At 65.2% G+C, this 25174-nt stretch carries 22 protein-coding genes and 1 pseudogene; 20 read left to right on the top strand and 3 right to left on the bottom strand.

Annotated elements, in window-relative coordinates:
* Positions 1-276 precede the first annotated feature (276 nt).
* Entirely contained in the window at positions 277-759 is a 483-nt protein-coding gene (locus ACVMB1_RS27915; RefSeq protein ID WP_456849390.1) for a DUF992 domain-containing protein, read from the top strand.
* On the opposite strand, the gene ACVMB1_RS27910 is transcribed toward ACVMB1_RS27915, so the two are convergent.
* On the bottom strand, positions 756-1688 hold the full coding sequence (locus ACVMB1_RS27910) for an alpha/beta fold hydrolase (RefSeq protein WP_083715109.1): 933 nt from the start codon (positions 1686-1688) through the stop codon (positions 756-758). The genes ACVMB1_RS27915 and ACVMB1_RS27910 overlap by 4 nt on opposite strands.
* Before the next feature lie 124 nt (positions 1689-1812).
* On the opposite strand from ACVMB1_RS27910, the gene ACVMB1_RS27905 reads away from it, so the two are divergent.
* The 6 genes and pseudogenes from ACVMB1_RS27905 to ACVMB1_RS27880 all read left to right on the top strand — a co-directional run bounded on the left by ACVMB1_RS27905 (position 1813) and on the right by ACVMB1_RS27880 (position 8156).
* Positions 1813-2727, top strand: a complete 915-nt coding sequence (locus ACVMB1_RS27905) for a LysR substrate-binding domain-containing protein (protein WP_076829893.1) — start codon at positions 1813-1815, stop codon at positions 2725-2727.
* A gap of 159 nt (positions 2728-2886) precedes the next feature.
* Positions 2887-4937 (top strand): annotated as a pseudogene (locus ACVMB1_RS27900) (elongation factor G).
* 139 nt (positions 4938-5076) lie between these two features.
* Positions 5077-5718, top strand: a complete 642-nt coding sequence (locus ACVMB1_RS27895) for a YoaK family protein (protein WP_076829899.1) — start codon at positions 5077-5079, stop codon at positions 5716-5718.
* Positions 5719-5749: 31 nt separating this feature from the next.
* Entirely contained in the window at positions 5750-6592 is an 843-nt protein-coding gene (locus ACVMB1_RS27890; RefSeq protein WP_076830082.1) for a shikimate dehydrogenase, read from the top strand.
* Between the two features lie 116 nt (positions 6593-6708).
* Positions 6709-7287: a hypothetical protein gene (locus tag ACVMB1_RS27885; protein WP_194295382.1), complete on the top strand. Its 579-nt coding sequence runs from the start codon at positions 6709-6711 to the stop codon at positions 7285-7287.
* A gap of 260 nt (positions 7288-7547) precedes the next feature.
* Positions 7548-8156: a single stranded DNA-binding domain-containing protein gene (locus ACVMB1_RS27880; RefSeq protein ID WP_057015947.1), complete on the top strand. Its 609-nt coding sequence runs from the start codon at positions 7548-7550 to the stop codon at positions 8154-8156.
* A gap of 175 nt (positions 8157-8331) precedes the next feature.
* Here ACVMB1_RS27880 and ACVMB1_RS27875 read toward each other — a convergent pair whose 3' ends face one another.
* Positions 8332-9468: an alpha-hydroxy acid oxidase gene (locus tag ACVMB1_RS27875; protein WP_016846679.1), complete on the bottom strand. Its 1137-nt coding sequence runs from the start codon at positions 9466-9468 to the stop codon at positions 8332-8334.
* A 142-nt stretch (positions 9469-9610) separates the two neighbouring features.
* Here ACVMB1_RS27875 and ACVMB1_RS27870 point away from each other — a divergent pair, with 142 nt between their 5' ends.
* The 11 genes from ACVMB1_RS27870 to ACVMB1_RS27820 all read left to right on the top strand — a co-directional run bounded on the left by ACVMB1_RS27870 (position 9611) and on the right by ACVMB1_RS27820 (position 21181).
* Positions 9611-9784 carry a hypothetical protein gene (locus tag ACVMB1_RS27870; RefSeq protein ID WP_162832399.1) on the top strand — a complete coding sequence of 58 codons (174 nt, stop codon included), beginning with the start codon at positions 9611-9613 and terminating at the stop codon, positions 9782-9784.
* A gap of 216 nt (positions 9785-10000) precedes the next feature.
* On the top strand, positions 10001-11347 hold the full coding sequence (gene glmM / locus ACVMB1_RS27865; RefSeq protein WP_016846677.1) for a phosphoglucosamine mutase: 1347 nt from the start codon (positions 10001-10003) through the stop codon (positions 11345-11347).
* Positions 11348-11652: 305 nt separating this feature from the next.
* On the top strand, positions 11653-12903 hold the full coding sequence (locus tag ACVMB1_RS27860) for an MFS transporter (RefSeq protein WP_057017932.1): 1251 nt from the start codon (positions 11653-11655) through the stop codon (positions 12901-12903).
* A 301-nt stretch (positions 12904-13204) separates the two neighbouring features.
* Entirely contained in the window at positions 13205-14050 is an 846-nt protein-coding gene (locus ACVMB1_RS27855) for an outer membrane protein (protein ID WP_057017933.1), read from the top strand.
* 201 nt (positions 14051-14251) lie between these two features.
* The gene (locus ACVMB1_RS27850; protein ID WP_229190707.1) at positions 14252-15136 is read left to right on the top strand and encodes an outer membrane protein; all 885 of its coding nucleotides are present in this window, start codon (positions 14252-14254) and stop codon (positions 15134-15136) included.
* Between the two features lie 82 nt (positions 15137-15218).
* Positions 15219-15809 (top strand): glutathione S-transferase family protein, encoded by a 591-nt coding sequence (locus tag ACVMB1_RS27845; RefSeq protein ID WP_076829905.1) that lies wholly within the window; start codon positions 15219-15221, stop codon positions 15807-15809.
* An 18-nt stretch (positions 15810-15827) separates the two neighbouring features.
* Positions 15828-16298 (top strand): GNAT family N-acetyltransferase, encoded by a 471-nt coding sequence (locus ACVMB1_RS27840; protein ID WP_076829907.1) that lies wholly within the window; start codon positions 15828-15830, stop codon positions 16296-16298.
* Positions 16299-16466: 168 nt separating this feature from the next.
* Entirely contained in the window at positions 16467-16679 is a 213-nt protein-coding gene (locus tag ACVMB1_RS27835) for a hypothetical protein (RefSeq protein WP_050382779.1), read from the top strand.
* Between the two features lie 78 nt (positions 16680-16757).
* Positions 16758-17930 (top strand): phosphoserine transaminase, encoded by a 1173-nt coding sequence (locus ACVMB1_RS27830; protein WP_076829910.1) that lies wholly within the window; start codon positions 16758-16760, stop codon positions 17928-17930.
* Positions 17931-18158: 228 nt separating this feature from the next.
* The gene (gene serA / locus ACVMB1_RS27825; RefSeq protein ID WP_076829913.1) at positions 18159-19748 is read left to right on the top strand and encodes a phosphoglycerate dehydrogenase; all 1590 of its coding nucleotides are present in this window, start codon (positions 18159-18161) and stop codon (positions 19746-19748) included.
* A gap of 260 nt (positions 19749-20008) precedes the next feature.
* Positions 20009-21181: a thiolase family protein gene (locus tag ACVMB1_RS27820; RefSeq protein ID WP_057017940.1), complete on the top strand. Its 1173-nt coding sequence runs from the start codon at positions 20009-20011 to the stop codon at positions 21179-21181.
* Between the two features lie 73 nt (positions 21182-21254).
* On the opposite strand, the gene ACVMB1_RS27815 is transcribed toward ACVMB1_RS27820, so the two are convergent.
* Entirely contained in the window at positions 21255-21713 is a 459-nt protein-coding gene (locus tag ACVMB1_RS27815) for a MarR family winged helix-turn-helix transcriptional regulator (RefSeq protein WP_076830085.1), read from the bottom strand.
* 81 nt (positions 21714-21794) lie between these two features.
* Between ACVMB1_RS27815 and ACVMB1_RS27810 the strand changes: the two genes are divergently transcribed.
* Positions 21795-23228, top strand: coding sequence for an MFS transporter (locus ACVMB1_RS27810; RefSeq protein WP_083715110.1), 1434 nt, complete (start codon positions 21795-21797; stop codon positions 23226-23228).
* A 181-nt stretch (positions 23229-23409) separates the two neighbouring features.
* The gene (locus tag ACVMB1_RS27805; RefSeq protein ID WP_076829916.1) at positions 23410-25083 is read left to right on the top strand and encodes a mucoidy inhibitor MuiA family protein; all 1674 of its coding nucleotides are present in this window, start codon (positions 23410-23412) and stop codon (positions 25081-25083) included.
* Positions 25084-25174: the final 91 nt, after the last annotated feature.

The raw sequence follows: 25174 nt of genomic DNA, 5'->3' as shown, positions 1-25174 counted from the left end.
TCGCTCGAAAACGCTCTAGGCTGGTCGGTGTTCGATCAAAGAGGCCCGCGAAGGCGGGCCTCTTTTTTGTTGTCTGTTGTTTGCTGTCCATTGCTCGATCAATCGGCAGACCGAAAGGAACAGCAGCGCCGCAACATCTCCTGACAATCGGTGGCCGGGCACCGCAAATTCTGGCTGGACGTTCGATGTTGTGGCATAGGATGCGAACGGCGCCGCAGACACGGCGCCGTTCTGTTCTCTGCTCGCGTCATGCCTCTCAGCCGGAGACTCCCCAACATGCGTCGCTTCACTCTCCTCGCCGGTGCCGCCATCGCCACGCTGACCGCAATCGTTGGCGCCAGCGCCCAACAGCCGATCCAGCGCGTGCAGGTCGGCGTCCTTGAATGCCGCGGCGGCGCGAGCGTCGGCTTCATCGTCGGTTCCGTGACCCATCTCGGTTGCGTGCTGCGCGCCAATGGTCTGCCTGAGGATCGCTACATCGCGACCATCCAGAAGGTCGGCATCGATCTCGGCATCACCCAGGAATCGGCGCTGGCCTGGGGCGTCTATGCGCCGGTGGAGCGGCTCGGGCCGGGTGCGCTCTCCGGCAACTATGCCGGCGCGCAGGGCAGCGCGACGCTCGGTGTCGGCGTCGGCGGCAACGTGCTGGTCCGCGGCTCCGACAACACGATCGCCCTGCAGCCGCTCAGCGTGCAGGGCCAGGTCGGCATCAACATCGCCGCCGGCCTCGAGAGCCTGGAGCTGCGTCCGGGCCGCTAACGCGCGCCCGTGCGGTTGATCAGCTTGCCGAAGAAGCCGCTTGCTTCTTCGGCAACGATCCCGGGCGCCTCGGCGTGAACATAGTGCCCGGTCTCGACGAACCTGATCGAAGGTTCGCTCCAATAGTCTTTCAACCTGTCCGACCATTCGGGCGCGATCAACGGATCGCGGCGGCCCCAGAGAAAGCGCGACGGCACGTCGATGCGCGGCTGCGCCGGCAGCTTGCCTTCCAGCCAGAGCCGGCGATTGGGCGCGGACGAGAGATACCAGTCGAAGCCGCCCTGGATGTTGCCCGGCTTCATGAAGTTGTCGACATAGGCTTCCAGCAGGTCGCCGAACACCGCGGGATCGTCGCCCGACCAGTGGTCGAGGAAATGCCGGAAGTAGAGCCGGCATGACTCGCGCGAGCTTCCGACCAATTGCGCGGCCCATGGCAGCTGCTGGAAGTATTGATACCAGACCTCGATCAGGTGGCCGGGCTGGCCGTAGCGATGGCCGAGGCCCGGATAGGGCGTGCAGAGATAGAGCGTGCCGGTCAGCCGCTGCGGCTGACGATGCGACATCGCCTGCATGACATAGGCGCCGAGATCGCCGCCGATGACGCCGAAGCCGTCATGACCGAGCGCGTCCATGACGGCAAACATGTCCAGCGCGTGGCGCTCAGCGGTGGCGGACGCATCGGGCCCCGGTGTCGGCTTGCCGGTGTCGCCGCAGCCGCGCAAGTCGGGCGCGATCAGTTCAAAACTGTCGCCGAGGCGCAGCATCAGCGGGCGCCACACCAGCCAGAACTCCGGCCAGCCGTGAAGCAGGAGCAGCGGCGGCCCTTTGCCGAAGCGCGCGACATTGACGCGCAGGCCGCCGATATCGATCTTCTGTTGTGTGATGCCTGCCGCGGCTGCTTCCGCGAAGGCTTTTTCCAGCGCCGTCATGAGGACTCCCTGTGCTTTGCCGCAGGCTGTCCGCGTTCGCGCGTCCGGTCCAATACTCGTTCGATACGGTTGCAGAGCTGTTGCGTATGACTGACGGCACCCGCCGCCGTGCTATACCGACGGCATGGAATTGCGACATCTCAGATATTTCGTGGCGCTCGGCGAGGAATTGAACTTCACCCGCGCGGCCGAGCGGCTGCACATCGCGCAACCGCCGCTAAGCCAGCAGATCCGTCAGCTCGAGGACGAACTCGGCGTGACGTTGCTGCAGCGGAATAGCCGTCCTGTCAGGCTCACCGAGGCGGGCGAGCTGCTGCTTGCGCGCGCCCGCTCCCTGCTCGCAAATTTCGAGGCCGCGGTTGCGGACACGCGGCGCGTCGGGCGCGGCCAGGCCGGCAAGCTCGCGATCGGATTCGTCGGCTCCGCGATGTTCGCCGGTCTGCCCGATATCATAGGCAGCTATCGCGACGCCTGTCCCGACGTCGAGCTCGTGCTTGACGAGATGCTGGCGGCCGAGATTGCCGAAGCGCTGCGGCGACGCCGGATCGATGTCGGCTTCGCACGCCCGGCGCTATTGCCGGAGGCGGGTCTTGCCCAGCGCCTGATCCTGGAGGAGCCCTATATCGCGGCGTTGCCGCGCGCGCATCCGCTTGCCGAGAGGGACGACATTGCGCTTGCCGAATTGTCCGATGATGCCTTCGTGCTCTATCCGGCGCGGCCGGAGCCATCGGTCACCGGCCTGATCGTCGCCGCGTGCCAGGCCGCCGGATTCACGCCGCGACTCGCGCAGGAGGTGCTGCATCTGCAAACCGCGATTGGCCTGATCGCCGCCGGCGTCGGTGTATCGCTCGTCCCGGAGGCCGCGGCACGCGCGCAGACCGGTCGCGGCGTGGCGTATGTCCGCTTGGCCGCGCCGGCGGTGACGGCGCCGCTCACGATTGCGTGGCGTGAAGAAGATGTCTCGCCCGCCGTGCAGCGTCTGCTCGACCTTGCGACACGCTGGCGCGAGATTGCTCCGGGACTTGCGCGAAGGAACTGACGCAGCGGATGCAATTGTCCGGACGATGGCTCGGAATTGCAAACCTCCGCGACGCCGCACCGCAGCGACGTTTTCCCGCTTGCCAAATGTCAAACGCAGGCAGAGCATAAACGGTCGCCGACCCAATCATGGGCCGAGCTCCAAAACGAGGAGGCGGCAATGGGACAAGACGTCAGAAGTCCCCGAGGTCCACGGTGCATCGCATTGGTGGGCCCTTTCCAAAGCGGTAAAACCACACTTCTGGAAGCGATCCTGGCGCGCACTGGCGCCATTAAAACTGCCGGCAGCGTCGATGCCGGAACCTCCGTCGGCGATGCCAGCCCCGAGGCGCGTCAGCACAAGATGGGCGTAGGCCTGACCGCCGCCACCACCACCTTTATGGGGGACAGCTACACCTTTATCGATTGTCCCGGCTCGATCGAATTCGCGCACGATATGCGTGCAGCGTTGCCGGCGGTCGATGCCGCGGTCGTGGTCTGCGAAGCCGACGAGAAAAAGCTGCCGCAGCTGCAGATCATCCTGCGCGAGCTCGAGGAGCTCGGAATTCCCCGTTTCCTGTTCCTGAACAAGATCGACCGCGCCAACAAGCGCGTCCGCGAGACGCTTGCGACGCTGCAGCCGGCCTCGCGCGTGCCGCTGGTGCTGCGCCAGATCCCGATCTGGAACGGCGATCTGATCGAAGGCTTTGTCGATCTCGCGCTGGAGCGCGCCTTCGTCTATCGCGAGCACAAGCCGTCGGAGGTGATGGCGCTCGAGGGCGGCAATCTCGATCGCGAGAAGGAAGCCCGCTTCTCGATGCTGGAGAAGCTTGCCGACCACGACGACGCGCTGATGGAGCAGTTGCTGGAGGATATCCAGCCGCCGCGCGATGCCGTGTTCGACGATCTCGCCCGCGAACTGCGCGAAGGGCAGATCTGTCCGGTGCTGCTCGGCGCTGCGAGCCGCGAGAACGGCGTGCTGCGCCTGATGAAGGCGCTGCGCCATGAGGCGCCCGGCGTCGCCGAGACCGCCGATCGGCTCGGCATCAAGGATCAGAAGGATGCGCTGGCCTACGTGTTCAAGACCGTGCACTTGCAGCACGGCGGCAAGCTGTCGCTGGCGCGCGTGCTTGCGGGCCGGCTCGACGACGGCGCGACGCTGCAATCCTCAAGCGGCGAGAGCGGACGCGTCTCAGGCATCCTCGCGGTCTCGGGCGGGCATGACAGCAAGCGGCCGCAGGCCGAGGCCGGCGACACCGTCGCGCTCGGCAAGCTCGATGCGATCAAGACCGGCGATACGGTCTCGAGCGGCAAGACGGCGCCGGCCTCGCTGGTCAAGGTCGAGCCGGCCGCGGCCGTGCTGTCGATCTCGATTGCCGCGACCGACCGCAAGGACGATGTCAAGCTCGGCCAGGCGCTGCTGCGGCTGAACGAGGAAGATCCCTCGCTGACGATGATCCAGAACCCGCGCACCCACGACACCGTGCTGTGGGGGCAGGGCGAGATGCATCTGCGCGTGGCGCAGGAGCGGCTGAAGGACCGCTACGGCGTCAACGTCAAATCGCATCCGCCGGCGATCGGCTATCAGGAGACCATCCGCAAGCCGATCACCCAGCGCGGCCGGCACAAGAAGCAGTCCGGCGGCCATGGCCAGTTCGGCGACGTCGTGCTCGACATCAAGCCGAAGCCGCGCGGGTCAGGCTTCGAATTCCACGAGAAAGTGGTCGGGGGCGCGGTGCCGCGCAACTATATCGGCGCGGTGGAAGAGGGCGTTGTCGACGCGCTGGCGCGCGGCCCGCTCGGCTTCCCCGTGATCGACGTCGACGTCACGCTGACCGACGGCTCCTATCACAGCGTCGACTCGTCCGATCTCGCGTTCCGTACCGCGGCGAGGATCGGGGTCAGCGAAGGGTTGCCGCAGTGCCAGCCGGTGCTGCTGGAGCCGATCCATATGGTCGAGATCGTCTGTCCGACCGACGCCACCGCCAAGATCAACGCGATCCTGTCGGCGCGCCGCGGCCAGATCCTCGGCTTCGACACCCGCGACGGCTGGATCGGCTGGGATTGCGTCCGCGCCACGATGCCGGAAAATCGGAGATCGGCGACTTGATTGTCGAACTGCGCTCCGCCACGGCCGGCGCCGGCACCTTCACCCGCCAGTTCGACCGCATGGCCGAAGTGACGGGCCGCGCCGCCGACCAGATCATCGCCGCGCATCGCGACGCGGCGTGATCGAATTGTCATTCCGGGATGGTCCGAAGGACCAGACCCGGAATCTCGAGATTCCGGGTTCGATGCTGTCGCATCGCCCCGGAATGACGGGCCAAGATAGCGCCCGTGATTCCCTTCCTATGACGCAGTTTCCGCCAGCATGCTTGAATCCCGCCGTAACCTGGCGCTGGCCTGCGCGCTCAGCGCAATGGCCGGCTATGTCGACGGCATCGGCTATCTGCATCTCGGCGGGCTGTTCGTCTCCTTCATGAGCGGTAACTCGACGCGGCTTGGCGTGACGCTGGCCGAGGGGCATTGGCAGCACGCCCTGGAAGCGCTGGAGCTGATCGTGCTGTTCGTCGCCGGCGCCGCAGCCGGCAGCCTGATCGTGCTCAGCGCGCTGGTGCATCGCCAGCCCCTGCTCCTGCTCATCGAGGCGTGGCTGCTCACGGCGGCGGCGGTGGCCTATGCCTATGGCCTGTCGAACGCCGCGGTCGCCGCCATCGTGCTGGCGATGGGGCTCGAGAACGCCGTATTCCAGCTCGAAGGCGGGGCCGGGCTCGGCCTCACCTATGTCACCGGGGCGCTGGTGAAGGCCGGTCAGCTGATCGCCGCCGCGCTCACAGGCGGTGCGGGCTGGGCCTGGCTCCCGAACCTGCTGCTGTGGGCGGCGCTGGTCGCGGGCGCGCTCGCCGGCGGGCTGGTCTATGGCTGGATCAACCTCGCCGCGATCTGGTTCGCCGCAGCCGCCGCGTTCGCCCTCAGCGCGCTGGTTGCCGCAACCGCGAAGCGGACGCATTGACAGCGCGCCCGCCTTGGCCGATGTCACGATCATGACGTCCTCAAGCAAAACCCGCGCCGCGTGCCTGATCGGCTGGCCCGCCGCGCATTCCCGCTCGCCGTTGATCCATCATTACTGGCTGCGCACGCTCGGCATCGAGGGCGGTTATGTGATCGAGGCGGTGCCGCCGGAGGACTTCAAGGATTTCCTGTTCCGCCTGTCGCTGCGCGGCTTCGTCGGCGCCAACGTCACCATTCCGCACAAGGAGCGCGCGCTGGCGCTGTCGGCACCGGATGCGCGCGCCCGCGCCGTCGGCGCCGCCAACACGCTGTGGTTCGCCGATGGCGAGCTGCGCTCGACCAACACCGATGTCGAAGGCTTCATCAACAATCTCGACGCCTGCGCGCCCGGCTGGGACAAGACGGAGGACGCGCTGGTGCTCGGCGCCGGTGGCGCGGCACGTGCGGTGGTGTTCGGCCTGATCGAGCGCGGCATCGCGCGCGTGCATCTGGTCAACCGCAGCATCGATCGCGCCCGCGCGCTGGCCGGGCAATTCGGCGCGCGGGTTCATCCCGCGACATGGGACGAGGTTGATGAGCTGCTGCCGCGCGCCGGCCTGCTGGTGAATACCACCTCGCTCGGCATGCATGGTCAGCCCGCGCTCGAGATCGATGTCGGCCTGCTGCCGCAACACGCGGTCGTTTCCGATCTCGTCTATGTGCCGCTGGTGACGCCGCTGCTTGCGGCGGCAGAGGCGCGTGGTCTGAAGACCGCTGATGGACTGGGCATGCTGTTGCACCAGGCGGTGCGCGGTTTCGAATTGTGGTTCGGGCGGCGTCCGCAGGTCACGCCGGAGCTGCGCACGCTTGTTGAGGCCGATCTCACAAAGACTTGAGGCCTGGAATAGCATCTCCGGAACGGGGTCTGGTGTTAGTCCCCCCGCGTTCCCTCCGGAGATCAGTCATGCCTGCCAGCCGCTCCCATCTCATTCGGCCGTTCATCGCGCTTGCGATGGTGACGGTGTCCACGCTCTACGCGCTCGCGCAGCAGCCGCCGACACCGACGCGGGTGCGTGGAACCGTCGAGAGCGTCGACGGCGATACGCTCGCGGTGAAGTCGCGCAGCGGCGAGGACGTCAAGCTGCACATGGCAGGCAACATGGTGGTGCTCGGTCTCACCAAGATCGCGCTGTCCGACATCAAGGTTGGTTCCTTCATCGGCACGACCACCGTGCCCGGCCCCGACGGCACGCCGAAGGCGGTCGAGGTGCACGTCTTCCCGGAGAACATGCGCGGCACCGGCGAAGGCTCGCGGCCGTACGATCTGAAGCCGAACAGCAGCATGACCAATGCGACCGTCGCGCAATCCGTCGTCAGCAATGACGGCCACACATTGCTGGTCAAATACAAGGACGGCGAGAAGAAGGTGGAAGTCGCACCCGATACACCGGTCGTGACCTATGTTCCCGGCGACAAGGCGGACCTGAAGGCCGGCGCCAAGGTCATCGCCTTCATGAAGAAACTGCCAGACGGCTCGCTTGAAACCGATCGCGTCAGCGTCGGCCGCGACGGGCTTACGCCGCCGATGTGACGCGCAGCGCGTAGCCCGGATGGAGCGGAGCGAAATCCGGGAATCTTCCCAGGAAGGCGGTCCCCGGATTGCGCTCCGCTCCATCCGGGCTACGGCAGAACATGCAAACGCATCACCTGTCCGTTATCGCAGTAACGGCCCCCTCATCCGGTCCGTAGTTGTTGAACGGTCACCTTTCCCGCGAACGGGAGGTAGCCGCACGGAATACCTTCAACTCCCCGGTGTTCCCTGATTCGCCAGCCCAACCCATGAGGGACACCATGCCGAAATCGACGCTGTTCGCCGCATTGCTTCTCGTTGCCTTTGCCTCGGCTGCATCCGCGCAGCAGCCGCCGGCGGTGCGTATCCGAGGCACCATCGAGGCCGTCGACGGCGCGATGCTGTCGATCAAGTCGCGCGACGGTGCCGACATGAAGGTGCGGACCACTGACAACGTCGCGGTGTTCGGCGTCGCCAAGACCGATCTGTCGGAGATCAAGCCCGGTTCCTATATCGGTGTCACCGCGATGCCCGAGCCCGACGGAACGCAGAAGGCGATCGCGGTTCACATCTTCCCGGAGAACCAGCGCGGCGCCGCCGAAGGCTTCCGCCCCTGGGACCTGCGCGCCAATTCGACCATGACCAACGCCACCGTCGCCGAGACCGTGAAGGGCACCGACGGCCAGAACATCACGGTGAAGTACAAGGACGGCGAGAAGAAAGTCGTGGTGCCGCCGGGCACCCCGGTCGTCACCTTCGTCGCCGGCGACAAGTCGGAGCTGAAGCCGGGCGCCAAGATCATCATCTTCGGCGCGCTGAAGAAGGATGACGGCACGCTGGAAGCCAACCGCGTCAATGTCGGCCGCGACGGGATTGCGCCGCCGATGTGAGGCAGAGCAGGCTCCGCTGTCGTCCCTGCGAAAGCAGGACCCATAACCACAGGGTTGAGTTGTTGAAGCGCGCTGTCGCCGCGGCGTTGCGAAACGACGGCCATCGGTGGTTATGGGTCCCGGGTCGCGCTTCGCTTGCCCGGGACGACGTGTTGAGAGAGGCTGCCGCTCCGCGCTAAACCGCCAGCACGTGATCGTCGATCTCGGCGATGGTGTTGACGCCGCACAGTCCCATCGTGGTGGTGAGCTCCTTGCCCAGAATATCGATCGCCTTGGCGACGCCTTCCTGGCCGCCGGCGCCGAGGCCATAGGCATAGGCGCGGCCGATCATGCAGGACTTCGCGCCGAGCGCGAGCGCCCGCATGACGTCCATGCCGGTGCGGATACCGCCGTCGAACATGATCTCGAGCTTCGAGCCGACCTCATCGACGATCTCCGGCAGCACCTCGATCGAGGACGGCGCGCCGTCGAGCTGGCGGCCGCCATGGTTGGAGACCACGATCGCCTGGGCGCCGGTCTTGGCGGCAAGCTCGGCGTCCTCGACGTCGAGGATGCCTTTAAGGATCAGCTTGCCCGGCCAAATGCTGCGGATCCAGTCGATGTCCTTCCAGTTCAGCGAGGTGTCGAACTGCGAGGCGGTCCATTCCGACAGTTTCGTCAGATCCTCGGTGCCTTTGACGTGGCCGGCAATGTTGCCGAAGGTGCGGCGCTTGCCTTGCAGCACGCCTGATACCCAGGCGGGCTTGGTCGCGAAGTCGATCAGCTTCGACAGTGACCATTCCGGCGGCACCGTCATGCCGTTCTTGATGTCCTGGTGGCGCTGGCCGATCACCTGCAGGTCGACGGTCAACACCAGCGCCGAGCATTTCGCCGCGATCGCGCGCTCGATCAGCGACTTGATGAAGCCGCGGTCCTTCATGACGTAGAGCTGGAACCAGAACGGCTTGTCGACGGCGGCGGCGATGTCCTCGATCGAGCAGATCGACATCGTGCTCTGGGTGAAGGGAATGCCGGCCGCCTGCGCGGCGCGGCAGGCATAGATCTCGCCGTCGCCATGCTGCATGCCGAGCAGGCCGACCGGCGCCAGGATCAGCGGCATCGCGGCCGGCTCGCCGAGGATCGTGGTCGCCAGGGTGCGCTTGGACACATCGACCAGGATGCGCTGGCGGAACTTGATCTGCTGCAGATCTTCCGAATTCGCGCGCAGCGTGTCCTCGGTGTAGGAGCCGCGGTCCGCATAATCGAAAAACGCCTTCGGCACCCGGCGCTTGTGCAGCTGGCGCAGATCTTCGATGCAGGTAATGTGCTTCATGGACGGTCCCGGCCCTTCTTCTGTGTCGCAAGTTCGATATCGCGAGCCTTGTTTTAGGCAGCAAGTCTTGCGGGTGTTCGATCTTGCCGTCATCTAGCATGGATGGGAGGCCTGCCAAATCGAAGACGGATGGGAGAGCGCGATGACCCAATCAGGCTCCAAACCGAAAGCAGACGAGAACGCCGAGAAGCGCCGGCTCGACGAGGCCCTGGAAGAGGGGCTTGAGGAGACGTTTCCCGGTTCCGACCCCGTCAATGTCACCCAGCCGGCCCCCAGCAAGGGCGACCAGCACGTCAAGCGCAACGGCAAAGGGTAGGGGACGGCGTTCGTTCCCCAGGTTGCCGAAAGAGTAATAATGTTATATCTTTCAGTGCCTTAATGTAGAGGCACGGGGTTTAGCCCCGGTAATGATTCATCATATTTTTTGAAGTCCTTTTAGCGCCTGGCAGTCTATAAGGCCGATGCACGCTAGACTGGTAGGCGTTCAGGACTCTCTCGCCGGGTGGTTCGAGAGGTCCGTCTTGGGGGTTACATGAGCCGCAAATATTTCGGGACCGATGGAATTCGGGGCCGCGCCAATGGGCTGATCACGCCGGAGCTCGCGCTCAAGGTGGGGCAGGCCGCAGGGTTGGTGTTTCAGCGTGGCGATCATCGCCATCGCGTCGTGATCGGCAAGGACACGCGGCTGTCCGGCTACATGATCGAATACGCCATGGTCGCGGGCTTCACCTCGGTCGGTATGGACGTGCTGCTGGTCGGCCCGATGCCGACCCCGGCGATCGCGATGCTCACCAAGTCGATGCGCGCCGATCTCGGCGTCATGATCTCGGCGTCGCATAATCTTTTCGAAGACAACGGCATCAAGCTGTTCGGCCCGCAGGGCTTCAAGCTGTCGGACGATGTCGAGAAGCAGATCGAGCAGCTGCTCGACGAATCGCTCGACCGCCGCCTGGCGCAGAGCGCGAGCCTCGGCCGCGCCCGCCGCATCGACGGCGTCCATGACCGCTACATCGAATTCGCCAAGCGCACGCTGCCGCGCGATCTCTCGCTCGACGGCCTGCGCGTCGTGGTCGATTGCGCCAATGGCGCCGCCTACAAGGTGGTGCCGGAAGCGCTGTGGGAGCTCGGCGCCGACGTGGTGCCGATCGGGGTCGAACCCGACGGCTTCAACATCAACAAGGAATGCGGCTCCACCTCGCCGGAAGCGCTGTCGCGGAAGGTGCGCGAGATGCGCGCCGACATCGGCATCGCGCTCGACGGCGATGCCGATCGCGTCATCCTGGTCGACGAGCGCGGCCACATCGTCGACGGCGACCAGCTGCTCGCGGTGATAGCGCAGAGCTGGAAGGAGGAGGGGCGCCTCGCCAAGCCCGGCATCGTCACGACCGTGATGTCCAATCTCGGGCTGGAGCGCTTCCTGCAGGGCCTCGGGCTGCAGATGGTCCGCACGCCGGTCGGCGACCGCTATGTGCTCGAGCAGATGCTGAGCGGCGGCTACAATCTCGGCGGCGAGCCGTCGGGCCATATCATCATGTCGGACTATTCGACGACCGGCGACGGTTTCGTCGCGGCACTGCAGGTGCTGGCCGTGGTGCAGAAGCTGCGCCGCCCGGTGTCGGAGATCTGCCGGCGTTTCGACCCGTTGCCGCAAATCCTGAAGAACGTGCGCTATCGCAGCGGCAAGCCGCTCGACGACGCCGAGGTCAAGTCCGCGATCACCGACGGCGAGAAGCGCCTCAACGGCCATGGCCGTCTGTTGATCCGCCCCTCCGGCACCGAGCCGGTGATCCGCGTGATGGGCGAGGGCGACGATCGTATCCTGGTGGAAGAGGTCGTCGACAACATCGTCAGCGCACTCGGCCACGCCGCCGCGGCTTAAGCCCCGTCCGGCCTCGTCAGCTCGTGATCCTGAGGAGCGCGCCCTTGCGCGCGTCTCGAAGGATGCACGGCCCATTGTCGCAATGTGGCGAGCGCCGGGCCGTGGACCCTTCGAGACGCGCGGAGCCTGTCATCGGGCCGCGCTTTGCGCGGACCCGTTGGCGCTCCTCAGGGTGACGGGGATAGAGTTTGGCCGCCGGCTGGCCACACAGCGCATCGCTGCCATCGGCTAACGCAACTGGTTTGCCTCACCTCCGCGTCGTACGACACGGAGGTATTTTTGCGAATCTGTCCGGGAATGCTGCATTGAACAAACCCGTCGTGAGCAAACAGGCGCTGGGCGAGCCGGTGGCGGTGCCGGAGCTGACGGCCGCGAAGGTTGCCGCCGCTGCGGGGCCGGCCTATGTCGTGCTTGCCGGCATCAGCTTCTCGCACTTCCTCAACGACACGATGCAGTCGCTGATCGCTTCGGTCTATCCGATCCTGAAGGACAATTACGCGCTCGACTTCGCGCAGATCGGCATGATCACGCTGGCGTTCCAGTTCACGGCGTCGCTGCTGCAGCCGCTGGTCGGGCATTTCACCGACAAGAAGGCGCAGCCGTTCTCGCTTGCGATCGGCATGGGCTTCACCTTTTTCGGTCTGTTGCTGCTCAGCGTTGCGCATACCTATGGGGTCATCCTGATTGCGGCTTCGCTGGTCGGCCTTGGCTCCGCGGTGTTCCACCCGGAATCGTCGCGTATCGCGCGGCTGGCGTCAGGCGGACGTTACGGTTTCGCGCAATCGGTGTTCCAGCTCGGCGGCAGTTTCGGCACCTCGATGGGGCCGGTGCTCGCAGCACTGATCGTGGTGCCGTTCGGTCAGCCCTCGATCGCCTGGTTCTCCTCGATCGCGTTCCTTGCCATCGTGATCCTCTGGCGCATCGGCGTCTGGTACAAACCGCAGATATCGGGCAAGAAGACGGCCGCCAGCGCGCGGCATCCCGACCATCCGGATCAGCGGCGCGTGAAGATCGCGCTCATCGTGCTGGTCGCGCTGCTGTTCTCCAAGCAGCTCTATGTCTCGAGCCTGTCGAGCTATTACATCTTCTATCTGATCGACCGGTTCGGTGTCTCGACGCAGGCGGCGCAGCTCTATCTGTTCGTCTTCCTTGCCGCCAACGCCGCGGGTGCGTTCATCGGCGGTCCGCTCGGCGACCGCTTCGGCCGCAAATACGTGATCTGGTTCTCGATCCTCGGCGCGCTGCCGTTCACGCTGGCGCTGCCCTATGCCGGCCTGTTCGCCAGCGCCGTGCTGACGGTGGTGATCGGTTTGATCATCTCGTCGGCGACGTCGGCGATCATCGTGTTCGCGCAGGAATTGATGCCGCATCGCTTCGGCATGATCTCTGGCGTGTTCTTCGGCGTCGCCTTCGGGATCGGCGGTCTCGGCGCCGCCGTGCTCGGCAAGCTCGCCGACCACACCTCGATCGCCTTCGTCTATCAGCTGTGCGCCTTCCTGCCGGCGATCGGCCTGCTCGCGGTGTTCCTGCCGAGGATGCCGCGGGCCGTGCGCTGAACGCCCGGCCGCGGACGCGACGCCCGCGTTAAGCATTCGCTAACACACCCGGCCCGCGTGCCTTGCGAACGGCGCGGATGCGTCAACGCTTCATTAGCACTTTTGGCGGGATCGCGATGTTTCGTCGCCAACCTGCGTCATTTATGGACCCATAAGCGACAGCCGCAGAGAAAGGTGAGAGAAAATCAACCTTAAAAATTAGGGTTAAGTGCCGCTTAAACATTTCCTGCCATCGTCCGGGCCGTGAGTTTCAGACGTGGGGCTTTCGTGTCGCCTCACTTGGCCCAAAAGGACGAAGCCAATGCGTAGCGTAAAGACCCTGATTGCCGCCGGTGCGGCATCTCTGTTGTCCTCGGCGGCGTTCGCCGCCGACATGCCCATCATGCCGCCACCTCCGATGGCGTATGCTCCTCCGCCGGTCCAGGATTTCGGCGGCTGGTATCTGCGCGGCGACATCGGCATGACCAACACCCAGGCCAAGCTGCACGTCAACGCCTACGACACACTGCCGGCCGGCACTGCCTTCAACCAGTATGGCCACGGCTTCGACGGCGGCGTGCTCTACGGCATCGGCGTCGGCTATCAGTTCAACAGCTGGTTCCGCGCCGACATCACCGGTGAGTATCGCTCGAAGGTGAGCTTCAACGGCACCGATTTCTTCACGTTCCCCGGGCCCAGCCCGCTGAGCGACGCCTATCATGGCGGCATCCAGAGCTGGGTTGGCCTCGTCAACGTCTACGCTGATCTCGGCACCTGGGGCTGTTTGACCCCGTTCATCGGTGCCGGTGTCGGTGCCGCGACGATCAAGACCTCGGCCTTCTCCGACGTCGCGACGTTCCCGAGCGGGTCGGGCCTCACCAGCTCCTTCATCGCCGATGGCGCCACCAAGACCAACTTCGCCTGGGCGCTGCATGCCGGTGTCGCCTACAAGGTCACCAACAACTTCACGGTTGAACTGGCCTATCGCTACCTCGACATGGGCACTGCCGCCCACGGCCAAGGTCACTTCTTCGACGGCACGCCGGCCGGTCCCTCGAGCTTCCAGTACCGCGACATCACCTCGCAGGACGTGAAGCTCGGCGTGCGCTTCAACTTGCCGTGCTGCGACGTGCCGCCGCCTCCGCCGCCGCTGATCCGCAAGGGTTAATTTCGGGCCTTCACGGTTAACGATTGCAACGGCGCGGGACCATCCCGCGCCGTTTTTCTTTGCCGCGTCATGTCGCGAACTTGCCGCGTCATGTCGCGCACTTCTGCAACTTGCATGCTCGAAAACGGGCGGCGACAACGATTGGTTAAGGTTAACAGGCGATGATCAGCGCGAAATCGGTGCGGTGGATGGAGCGTTGCAATGCGTAGGTTGGTGCTGGCGGCGATGATGATTGGAACGGTGACCGGCGCGCAGGCTGCCGACCTGCCGGACTTTCCGATCCTGCGCGGCTCCTATGTCGATGCACCGAGCAGGAGCGGGAACTGGGAAGGATGGTACGTCGGCGGCCAGATCGGCTATTCCTCCGGCGACATCGATTTCAGCCACGCGCCAAGCGCGATGACCTCCTTCATGCTGCGCGAGAGCGTTCTGGCCGACCCGGTTTCGGGTTGGGCCCTGCTGCCGAAGAACCATGCGCAGAGCAACGGGTTCGGCGCGTTCGTCGGCCGCAACTGGCAATGGGACGACGTCGTGCTCGGCGTCGAGGCCAACTACAATTACCTGAACGGCCTCGAAAGTTCGGCGGGCGACTCGATGACGCGGCAGATCGTGAATCCCAAGGGCGAGACTCCTCCGAGCGGGCACACCTACACCTACAACACCACGTTGTCGGGGAGCGCCGCCTTGCAGGTCAAGGACGTCACGACCTTCCGTGGACGCGCCGGATGGGCGGCAGGCAACTTCTTGCCTTACATGTTCGGCGGTGTTGCGGTGGGACGCATGTCCGTGTCGCGTTCGGCGACGGTGTCGTTTGACAAGTACGATGCCTGGGCCGAGACCCAGACGGTCGGCAACAACACCGTTACAATTCAGCATAACGACTACCTGGGCTCAGGCAGCGCCGCCCAGACGGAGCAGCGGGTGAACAACTATGCGGTCGGCTGGACCGCGGGCCTCGGGCTTGAATATTGCGTGGTCGGCGGGTTGTTTCTCCGCGGCGAGTGGGAATATGTGCGCTTCGCGGCGGTCAAGAATATCGCCGTCGACATGAACAGCTTCCGGGTCGGCGCCGGCTACAAGTTCTGATCGCCGCTGCCGTAGCCGGCGACGGTTGACAGACCGGGGAGCGACTGCTGCTCTGTCGCCACACGGTGCGGAGCGCGATCACATGAAAATCTACGGCGACGCCAATTCAGGCAACTGCCTGAAGGTGAAATGGGTGTGCGACAGGCTGGCGCTGCCGTACACATGGGTCGAGATCGACACCATGAAGGGCGGCAGCCGGACCGCGGAATTCCTCAAGCGAAACGGCTGGGGCCAAGTGCCGACGATGGAGCTGGATGACGGCCGCACGCTGGCACAATCCAACGCCATCATCCGCTATCTCGCGCGCGGCAGCGACCTGATCCCGAGCGATCCCTATCGCGCGGCGCAGATGGATGCCTGGATGTTCTGGGAGCAGAACAGCCACGAGCCTTATGTGGCCGTCTGCCGCTTTCAGGCCGTGTATCTCGGCAAGGCCATCTCGGAGATCGATCCGAACCTCGTCAAGCGCGGCTATGTCGCGCTCGATCATCTGGAGCGGCATCTTGCGGGGACGCAATTTTTGGTCGGAGACGCGTTCTCGCTCGCCGACGTCTCGCTGCTCGCCTATACGCGTGTCGCGGAGGATGGCGGCCTCGAGCTCGCGCGCTATCCCGTGATCCGTCGCTGGATCGCCGATGCCGAGCGCGTGCTCGCGCTGCCGCCGGTCCGCTGACCTCAGGTGAATGCCGCCATGACTGAAGCTTCATCCATCACGATCCGCCGCGCTCGCCGCGAAGACGTCGCCGCCATCGTCGGCATGCTTGCGGACGATCCGCTCGGCAGTGCGCGCGAGCGGATCGAGGATCCGCTGCCGCAAAGCTATTACGAGGCCTTCGCGCGGGTCGAGCGCGATCCCAATTTGCAGCTCGTCGTCGCCGTCGACGGGGACGGCGTCGTCGTCGGCTGTCTGCAACTCGCGGTTCTGCCGGGCATCAGCTCGCAAGGCGGCTCGCGCGGCCTGCTCGAGGACGTTCGCGTTGCAAAGCATTGCCGCAGCCGCGGCATCGGCGAGAAGCTCGTGCAGTGGGCAGTCATGGAGGCGCGCGCGCGAGGCTGCATGCTCGTCGAGTTGCTGACGCATCAGACGCGGGTCGATGCGCAGCGCTTCTATGAAAGGCTCGGGTTCGCGCGCAGCCATGTCGGGATGACGATTCGCTTTTGAAACGCGTGCAAGAAGTTGTGCCATCTACCAGGCAATACCTGCAGCAGCGGATAGTCTGCGATCCGGTTAACAGCCAATAAACTAAGCCGGTCTCTGTGATTTTACGGGTCGGAACGAGTCCGGTATGTCGGACGTCTCCCACGGGGCGGCGGGCAACTGGGGATTGGAATGTCGGATTATTCGATCGTGCGGGTCGGCAACGAATACATCGTGCAGGCCGGCGAGAAGCGCATTCTGAAAGTATCGAGCCGGCGCAGGGCAGTTAAGATCATGACTCTGGCGGCAGATTTGCTCGATCAGGAGACGATCCAGCAGGTCGAGGACGCCCCATCAATCAGCCGTGATGCCCGGATTGTTCCAGACGAGTCCGAACTTTCTTGACGTTTGGGTACCTTTCCACTATCCCCGACTGCGGGAAACCTCTCCCCACCGAGAGGCAGCTATCTGGAAGGGTAGATTATGACTGCAGCGAAGCCCGCTTCGCGGCCTGAAGTGCCGCATTTTTCCTCCGGCCCCTGTGCCAAGCGCCCCGGCTGGAACCCCAACAATCTCAAGGACGCTGCCCTCGGCCGCTCGCATCGCGCGAAAGTCGGCAAGCTCAAGCTCAAGCTCGCGATCGAACTGACGCGCGAGGTGCTTGAGGTGCCCGCCGATTACAAGATCGGCATCGTGCCGGCGTCGGACACCGGCGCGGTCGAGATGGCGCTGTGGTCGCTGCTCGGCGCGCGGCCCGTCACCACGCTCGCCTGGGAATCCTTCGGCGAGGGCTGGGTCAGCGATATCGTCAAGGAATTGAAGCTGAAGGACGTCACCAAGCTCAACGCGGCTTATGGTGAAATCCCCGATCTCTCCAAGGTCGATCCGAAGTCGGATATCGTCTTCACCTGGAACGGCACCACCTCGGGTGTGCGCGTGCCGAACGCTGACTGGATCAGCGCGGATCGCGAAGGCCTGACGATTTGCGACGCGACCTCGGCCGCCTTCGCGCAGCCGCTCGATTTCGCCAAGCTCGATGTCGTCACCTTCTCCTGGCAGAAGGCGCTCGGCGGTGAAGCCGCGCACGGGATGCTGATCCTGTCGCCGCGCGCGGTGGAACGGCTCGAGACCTACAAGCCGGCCTGGCCGCTGCCGAAGATCTTCCGCCTCACCAAGGGCGGCAAGCTCAACCAGGGCATCTTTGAAGGCGAGACCATCAACACGCCGTCGATGCTCTGCGTCGAGGACTATCTCGATGCGTTGAACTGGGCGAAGTCGATCGGCGGCCTGAAGGCGCTGATCGCCCGCGCCGATGCCAACACCAAGGCGCTCGCCGACTGGAAGGCGAAGACGCCGTGGATCGACTTCCTGGCCAAGGATCCCGCGATCCGCTCCAACACCTCGGTGTGCCTCAAGTTCACCGATCCCGCGATCACCTCGCTTCCATCGGACGCACAGGCCGACTTCTGCAAGAAGCTGGTCGCGCTGGTGGAGAAGGAGAACGCCGGCTTCGACTTCGCGTATTACCGCGATGCGCCGGCGGGTCTGCGGATCTGGTGCGGCGCCACCGTCGAGGCCAAGGATGTCGAGCTGCTGACGCAGTGGATCGACTGGGCGTTTGCCGAGACCAAGGCAGCGTTGCCCAAGGCGGCATAAGCTTTCTCTTGTCACCTCTTCCCGTTCTTGCGGGGAGAGGTCGGATTGCTCGGCAGCGCAATTGCGCGCCTGAGCGATCCGGGTGAGGGGCCCTTTCGGCTTGTTCCTCGCCCGTGGCTGCCGTCACCCCAACCCTCCCCCGCAAGAGCGGGAGAGGGAGAAGTGATCAGAGACTTCACCAGATCGGTCCAGGAGACCCGCCCGCGGCAGGGCAAAGGAACAATCGAGATGACAAAACCCAAAGTTCTGATTTCCGACGCGCTGTCTCCCGCCGCCGTCCAGATCTTCAAGGATCGCGGCGTCGAGGTCGACTTCCAGCCCAACCTCGGCAAGGACAAGGAAAAGCTCGCCGAGATCATCGGCAATTACGACGGCCTCGCGATCCGCTCGGCCACCAAGGCGACCGCCAAGCTCATCGAGAAGGCGACGAGGCTCAAGGTGATCGGCCGCGCCGGCATCGGCGTCGACAATGTCGAGATCCCGGCCGCGACCGCCAAGGGCATCATCGTGATGAATACGCCGTTCGGCAATTCGATCACGACCGCCGAGCACGCGATCACGCTGATGCTGGCGCTGGCGCGCGAGATTCCGCAGGCCGACGCCTCGACCCAGGCCGGCAAGTGGGAGAAGAACCGCTTCATGGGCGTCGAAATCACCGCCAAGACCATCGGCGTGATCGGCTGCGGCAATATCGGCACGATCGTCGCCGACCGCGCGCTCGGCCTGCGCATGAAGGTGATCGCGTTCGATCCGTTCCTGTCGCCGGAGCGCGCCAAGGACATCGGCGTCGAGAAGGTCGAGCTCGACGATCTCTTGAAGCGCGCCGACTTCATCACGCTGCATACGCCGCTGACCGAGAAGACCCGCAACGTGATCGATGCGGCCGCGATCGCCAAGATGAAGAAGGGCGTGCGCATCATCAACTGCGCGCGTGGCGGCCTGGTCGACGAGCAGGCGCTGGTCGACGCGCTGAATTCCAAGCATGTCGCGGGCGCCGCCTTCGACGTGTTCGTCGAGGAGCCGGCGACCTCGAACGTGCTGTTCGGCCATCCCAACGTGATCTGCACCCCGCATCTAGGCGCCTCCACCACCGAAGCGCAGGAAAACGTCGCGCTGCAGGTCGCCGAGCAGATGTCGGACTATCTGTTGTCGGGCGCGATTTCCAACGCGGTCAACTTCCCCTCGATCACCGCGGAAGAGGCGCCGAAGCTGAAGCCGTTCATCGAGCTCGCCGAGAAGCTCGGCTCGTTCGCCGGCCAGCTCACCGAGAGCGGCATCCTCAAGACTGAGATCACCTATGAGGGCCACGTCGCCGAGATGAAGATCAAGGCGATCACCTCGGCGGTGCTGTCGGGCCTGCTGCGGCCGATGCTGGGCGAGGTCAACGTGGTCTCGGCGCCGGTCGTCGCCAAGGAGCGCGGCATGGTGGTGGACGAGGTCGTCCGCGCCGCGCAGAGCGACTATGAAAGCCTGATCACGGTCACAGTCACCACCGAGCGTCAGGAGCGTTCGGTGTCCGGCACCGTCTACGCCGACGGCAAGCCGCGTCTCGTCGACATCAAGGGCATCCGTGTCGACGCCGAGTTCGGCAAGTCGATGATCTACGTGACCAACGAGGACAAGCCGGGCTTCATCGGCGCGTTCGCGAGCCTCTTGGGTGATGCGAAAATCAATATCGCGACCTTCCATCTCGGCCGCGTCAAGCAGGGCGGCGATGCCATTGCGCTGGTCGAGGTCGACGGCGCGGTGCCGGCGGAGCTGCTCGCCAAGGTACAGACACTGCCGCAGGTGAAGCAGGCCAAGGCACTGACGTTCTGAGCCGCTGACGTTTTAAAGGCGCTGGCGTTTCAAACGCTGTTTGAGCGGTCCTCGTCATCGCCCGGAACGCCCGGCATGACGGAAGGAAGATACCGCTCAAGCAGTCCATATTCCGATCTGCGGAACATGACGCCGTCTCCGGTCCCGGAGGCGGCGTTTGTCGTTCCGGGGCGTCCGGTATTGCTGTTGCGCCCGCCGAAAAATGTGTACGAACGGGCCACGACGCGCCACAATGACCGTCATCTCAGAGGGAGAAAACAATGCGTGAAGCCGTAATCGTTTCCTACGCGCGCACCGGCCTGGCAAAGTCCGGCCGTGGCGGATTCAACATCACCCCGCCGATGTCGCTCGCCGCGCACGCCATCAAGCACGCGGTCGACCGCGCCGGCGTCGACAAGGAATATGTCGAGGATTGCTATCTCGGCAATTGCGCGCATGGCGCGCCGAACATCGGCCGCCAGGCGGCGCTGCTCGCCGGCCTGCCGAAGTCGACCGCGGGCGTCTCCGTGAACCGCTTCTGCTCGTCGGGCCTGCAGACCATCGCGATGGCCGCCAACTCGATCCGTTCCGACGGCTCCGATTGCATCGTCGCCGGCGGCGTCGAGAGCATCTCGATTCCCGGCGGCGGCTCGCCGAAGGAATCGATCGATCCCGAGCTGCTCAAGACCGCGCCCGACATCTTCATGGCGATGATCGATACCGCCGACATCGTGGCCGAGCGCTACAAGCTCAGCCGCGAATACCAGGACGAGTATTCGCTGGAGTCGCAGCGCCGCATGGCCGCCGCGCAGCAGGCCAACAAGTTCAAGGACGAAATCGTCCCGATGAAGACGAAGATGAAGGTGGTCGACAAGGCGACCAAGGCCGAGTCGATCGTCGACTACGTGGTCGATCGCGACGAGTGCAACCGCCCCGAGACCACGCTGGAAGGCCTCGCCAAGCTCGAGCCGGTCAAGGGCCCGGGCAAGTTCATCACCGCCGGCAATGCCAGCCAGCTCTCCGATGGCGCCGCCGCCGTGGTGCTGATGGAGGCCAAGGACGCCGAGAAGCGCGGCCTCAATCCGCTCGGCCGCTTCGTGGCCTGGGCCTCGGCCGGCTGCGAGCCCGACGAGATGGGCATCGGTCCGGTGTTTGCGGTGCCGAAGCTGCTCAAGCGCCACGGCCTGAAGGTGGACGACATCGATCTCTGGGAGCTCAACGAGGCGTTCGCCAGCCAGTGCCTCTATTCGCGCGACCAGCTCGGCATCGATCCCGAGAAGTATAACGTCAATGGCGGTTCGATCGCGATCGGCCATCCCTTCGGCATGACCGGCGCCCGGCTCACCGGCCACCTGCTGCAGGAGGGCCGTCGCCGCAAGGCCAAGTGGGGCGTCGTGACCATGTGCATCGGCGGCGGCCAGGGCGGCGCCGGCCTGTTCGAGATCTACAGCTAAGCGCGATCGACACTGATCGTGTGCGAACGAGCGGCCCGGCGGCAACGCCGGGCCGCTTTTCATTTGGAGCCGGCTAGCTCGCCGGTGAGGTAAGCGCGCGCTCGTCAAACTCGAGCGAGGCAATCAGTTCGAGCGTCTGCCGGAGATCGGCGGCCTGCCTTGCGCCGAAGGCGGTCTCGAAGCGCTCCTGCGCCTTGAGCCATGCGGCCTGTGATTCCTCGAGCCTGGCTTCGCCGCGCTTGGTGAGCCGCACCAGCCGGCTGCGCCGGTCGCTCTTGTCGACGGTGATGGTCAACAGACCGTCGCGCTCGAGCGGCTTGAGGTTGTGGTTCAGCGCGGTGCGGTCGAGCACCAGGGCTGCGGCAAGCTCGCCCATCGTCGGCGCGCCCGACCGCCTGACATAGACCAGAATCGCCCGTTGCGTGCCGCGCAGGCCGGATGTCGCAAGGACCTGATCGTAGAGCTGCGACACCCGCCGCGTCGCCTTGCGCAACGCCGTGAGATTACACCGGCTGGGTTCCGTTTTCGCCATCGCTGCCTCCGAGGACTTGACAGATACATGCATATGCACCTAATGGCAATAGATGCATATGCACGTATTTCGGAGGGTGTGATGTCGGAGGTAGAGGCGGAGACCATCGATCTGGTCGTCGAACCTGATGCGCGGCCGCGGTCCTGCGTCGCCACCGCAACCCCGCGCCAGGTGCTTGCGATCGTGTCGGTCGGAATTTGCCTCGCCAATCTCGATCTGTTCATCGTCAATGTCGGGCTGTCGAACATCGCGCAGGAATTTCGCGCCGCCTCGCTTGAGGATTTGTCCTGGATCCTCAATGCCTACGCCATTGCCTACGCGGCGTTGCTGGTGTTCTTCGGCCGGCTCGCCGAACGCCACAGCCGCAATCTCAGCTTCCTGCTCGGCGTCGCGCTGTTCACGGCCGCGTCGGCGGCATGTGCGCTGGCCTCCAGTGTCGAGTTCCTGGTCGTCTCCCGCGTGGCGCAAGCGGCCGGTGCGGCATTGATGACGCCAACCTCGATCGGCCTGCTGCTGGCGTCGTTTCCGCCCGAGCAACGCGCCGGGGCGGTGCGCACCTGGACGGCGATCGGCGGCCTTGCCGCCGCACTGGGCCCGCTCGCGGGAGGCGTGCTGGTCACCTTCGACTGGCGCTGGATCTTCATCGTCAATGTCCCGATCGGCGTCGTCGCGCTGATCGTCGGCTGGCTGAAATTGCCCGAAGTGCCCGGTCACGACGTGCCGCGTCCGAGTTCATGGGCTGCGCTGCTGGTGACCTCCGGTATCGGTGCGCTGACATTTGCGATCGTGAAGGCGAACGATTGGGGATGGAGTTCGCGCGGCGTCGTGCTTGGCTTTGCCGTCGCGACCGTCTCGCTCGCGGCCTTCGCGTGGCATTGCCTCAGATCGAGGAATCCCTTCGTCGATCCTGCGCTGTTCGCGGTCAGGCCGTTCACCGGCGCGTCGTTGGTGATGGCGCCTTATTCGGCGGCCTTCGGCGCCATGCTGCTGTCCTGCGTCTTGTGGGAGCAGACGGTATGGGGCTGGTCGGCGTTGAAGACCGGCCTTGCGATCGCTCCCGGCCCGCTGATGGTGCCGATCACCTCGCTGCTGTTTGCCGGCCGGCTGATTGCGCGGTTTGGCGCCGCGGCCGTCGTCTCCGCCGGAATCCTACTGTTCGCGGCCGGCCTCGCGATCTGGGCGACGCTGCTCGGGGCCGACCCGAATGCGCCTGCCGTCGTCGCGGGCGTGATGCTGATCGGTATCGGCGTCGGGCTGACCTTTCCGACCCTGATGGGCGTCGGCGCCGGCGCGCTGCCGCCGTCGTCGTTTGCCACCGGCTCCGGCGTCATCAACATGATCCGGCAGGCGGCACTGGCGATCGGCGTCGCGATCTTTGTGGCGATCCTTGCAACGCCGGTCTCGATGACCGAGCGGATCGCAGCGTTTCAGCGCGGCTGGTGGATCATGATCGCGATCACCTTGGCCGGCTTCGTGCCGAATTATCTGTTCATCCGGCGCAAGGCAGATCGCTAACGCCCGAAAGACATCGCCGCGCCATGCGGCAGCCGCGGCGGCGCCATCGTCGCGCCGCAGGGAAACCTCAATCGAACCAGTCCCTTCCTCGCTGCGTCTCACCACGAGAAACGGCGCGCAGTCGAGCCCGGCGCGCCGTTCGTCTCGCGCGCGATGCGGCGTTTTTTTCTGGAGGGATGTCATGTGTAGGATTGCGAATTATCTTGTGACCACCAGCCTGGTGCTGGCGGGTGCGCTGGTTGCCGGGCCGCTGCAAGCGGCCAATCTCGATGCGGCCTCGCAGGTCGATGCCGTGACCGTCTATCCCGATGGCGCGAGCGTCACCCGCGTCATCACGCTGGATCTGCCTGCCGGCGACAACACCCTCATCGCTAGGGATTTCCCGATCGGGCTCGATCCGTCCTCGCTGCGGGTCGAAGGCGAGGGCGGAGCGAAGCTCACGATAGGCGCGATCGACACCAAGCTGCCGGGGCCGCTGCTGCCGCAAAATCTCTCCGAGATCGACAAGCGCATCGAGGCGCTGAACGATCAGCGCGCCGATTTGCAGGGACTGATCAGCGCGGCCGAGGCGCGGCGCAAATTTGCCGAGCGGTTTGCCGAGGCGTCACCCGCGGGCCTCGGCGAAAAGGGCGAGGCGCGTCCGCTCAGCGAGTGGCGCGCGGCGTTCTCGGCGGTGGCCGACGAGGTCGCAACCGCCGACAGCGCGATCCGTGACGCCGAGCGCAAGATCCGCGTGATCGACCGCGATCTTGCGCAGCTCGCAGCCGATCGCACCAGCAAGCCGCCGAGCAAGGTCGAGGTGCGGATCGATGTCGCCTCGCAGGCGGCGACCAAGGCGACCTTGCGGGTCACCTATGCGGTTCCCAACGCGCGCTGGACGCCGCTCTATGACGCCCGGCTCGACACCGGCGCCAAAGACCGCAAGCCCGCGATCGAACTGGTCCGCCGCGCCGAGATCACCCAGTCGACCGGCGAGGACTGGTCGAGCGTGGCGCTCGTCGTCTCCACCGTGCGGGTCGCGCGCGGCGGCAATGCGCCCGACCTCCGCTCGCTGATCGTGCAATATCCGCAGCCGCCGCGGCCGCTGGCGAAGCTTTCGGGAGAGGCCAGCATGCGGTCGCGCGAGGCGCTGGCACCCGCGCCGGCCGCCGACGCGGTTCAGCAATTCCGCTTTGGTGGGGGACGCATGGACGAACTGGAAGCCACCGCCGAGGTCGGCGCCTTCCAGGCCACCTTCAAGATTCCCGGCCGCGTCAGCGTTGCCGCCAATGAGGGCGCGAAGAGCCTGCGCATCTCGACGGCGACCATCACCCCCGATCTCGCGGTTCGCGCCGTTCCGGTGATCGACCCGACCGCGTTCCTGGAAGCGAGCTTCGTGCAGGCCGACGATGCGCCGTTGCTGCCGGGGCAAATCTCGATCTACCGCGACGGTATCTTTGTCGGCCGCAGCCGGATGGCCACCGCCGCCAAGGACGAGACCGTGCGGCTCGGCTTCGGCGCCGACGACAAGGTCAAGATCGAACGCACGGTGGTGAAGCGCAACGAGGGCTCCGCCGGCCTGATCGTGACCACGTCGAAGACCGACGAGCGCGCCTTCAAGACCACGGTGCGCAACGGCCACGACTTCCCGATCAAGGTCGCGGTCCAGGATCAGCTCCCGGTCAGCGAGAACGACGATATCGTGGTGGAGATGCTGCCGTCGTCGACGCCTGCCACGACCACCAATCTGCGCGACAAGCGCGGCGTGCTGGAATGGGCGTTCGAGGCCAAGGCCGGTGATATCAGGGACATCAATTTCGCCTGGCGAATGCGCTGGCCCAAGGACAAGGGCGTCGTGATGGTGCCGGCGGGCTAGAGCCCGTGCCGGGGCTCTAGCGTTGTTGCTTGACGCGTTTTCTTCACACGAACCGGAACCCACTTCGCTTGAAAACGCTTTGAGGACCTGC

The organism is Bradyrhizobium sp. USDA 4504, from assembly GCF_054063995.1.
The sequence above is the reverse complement of the archived record's forward strand: the minus strand, read 5'-3'. Positions and strand labels throughout refer to the sequence as shown.

Coding starts and splice junctions, on each gene's coding strand:
- ACVMB1_RS27875 (WP_016846679.1), bottom strand. CDS start 9,468: ATGAAGCACATTACCTGCATCGAAGATCTGCGCCAGCTGCACAAGCGC.
- ACVMB1_RS27910 (WP_083715109.1), bottom strand. CDS start 1,688: ATGACGGCGCTGGAAAAAGCCTTCGCGGAAGCAGCCGCGGCAGGCATC.
- ACVMB1_RS27880 (WP_057015947.1), top strand. CDS start 7,548: ATGCCGAAATCGACGCTGTTCGCCGCATTGCTTCTCGTTGCCTTTGCC.
- ACVMB1_RS27915 (WP_456849390.1), top strand. CDS start 277: ATGCGTCGCTTCACTCTCCTCGCCGGTGCCGCCATCGCCACGCTGACC.
- ACVMB1_RS27810 (WP_083715110.1), top strand. CDS start 21,795: ATGTCGGAGGTAGAGGCGGAGACCATCGATCTGGTCGTCGAACCTGAT.
- ACVMB1_RS27850 (WP_229190707.1), top strand. CDS start 14,252: ATGCGTAGGTTGGTGCTGGCGGCGATGATGATTGGAACGGTGACCGGC.
- ACVMB1_RS27895 (WP_076829899.1), top strand. CDS start 5,077: ATGCTTGAATCCCGCCGTAACCTGGCGCTGGCCTGCGCGCTCAGCGCA.
- ACVMB1_RS27845 (WP_076829905.1), top strand. CDS start 15,219: ATGAAAATCTACGGCGACGCCAATTCAGGCAACTGCCTGAAGGTGAAA.
- ACVMB1_RS27885 (WP_194295382.1), top strand. CDS start 6,709: ATGGTGACGGTGTCCACGCTCTACGCGCTCGCGCAGCAGCCGCCGACA.
- ACVMB1_RS27905 (WP_076829893.1), top strand. CDS start 1,813: ATGGAATTGCGACATCTCAGATATTTCGTGGCGCTCGGCGAGGAATTG.
- ACVMB1_RS27840 (WP_076829907.1), top strand. CDS start 15,828: ATGACTGAAGCTTCATCCATCACGATCCGCCGCGCTCGCCGCGAAGAC.
- glmM (WP_016846677.1), top strand. CDS start 10,001: ATGAGCCGCAAATATTTCGGGACCGATGGAATTCGGGGCCGCGCCAAT.
- ACVMB1_RS27820 (WP_057017940.1), top strand. CDS start 20,009: ATGCGTGAAGCCGTAATCGTTTCCTACGCGCGCACCGGCCTGGCAAAG.
- ACVMB1_RS27835 (WP_050382779.1), top strand. CDS start 16,467: ATGTCGGATTATTCGATCGTGCGGGTCGGCAACGAATACATCGTGCAG.
- ACVMB1_RS27855 (WP_057017933.1), top strand. CDS start 13,205: ATGCGTAGCGTAAAGACCCTGATTGCCGCCGGTGCGGCATCTCTGTTG.
- ACVMB1_RS27870 (WP_162832399.1), top strand. CDS start 9,611: ATGACCCAATCAGGCTCCAAACCGAAAGCAGACGAGAACGCCGAGAAG.
- ACVMB1_RS27805 (WP_076829916.1), top strand. CDS start 23,410: ATGTGTAGGATTGCGAATTATCTTGTGACCACCAGCCTGGTGCTGGCG.
- ACVMB1_RS27815 (WP_076830085.1), bottom strand. CDS start 21,713: ATGGCGAAAACGGAACCCAGCCGGTGTAATCTCACGGCGTTGCGCAAG.
- ACVMB1_RS27890 (WP_076830082.1), top strand. CDS start 5,750: ATGACGTCCTCAAGCAAAACCCGCGCCGCGTGCCTGATCGGCTGGCCC.
- ACVMB1_RS27830 (WP_076829910.1), top strand. CDS start 16,758: ATGACTGCAGCGAAGCCCGCTTCGCGGCCTGAAGTGCCGCATTTTTCC.
- serA (WP_076829913.1), top strand. CDS start 18,159: ATGACAAAACCCAAAGTTCTGATTTCCGACGCGCTGTCTCCCGCCGCC.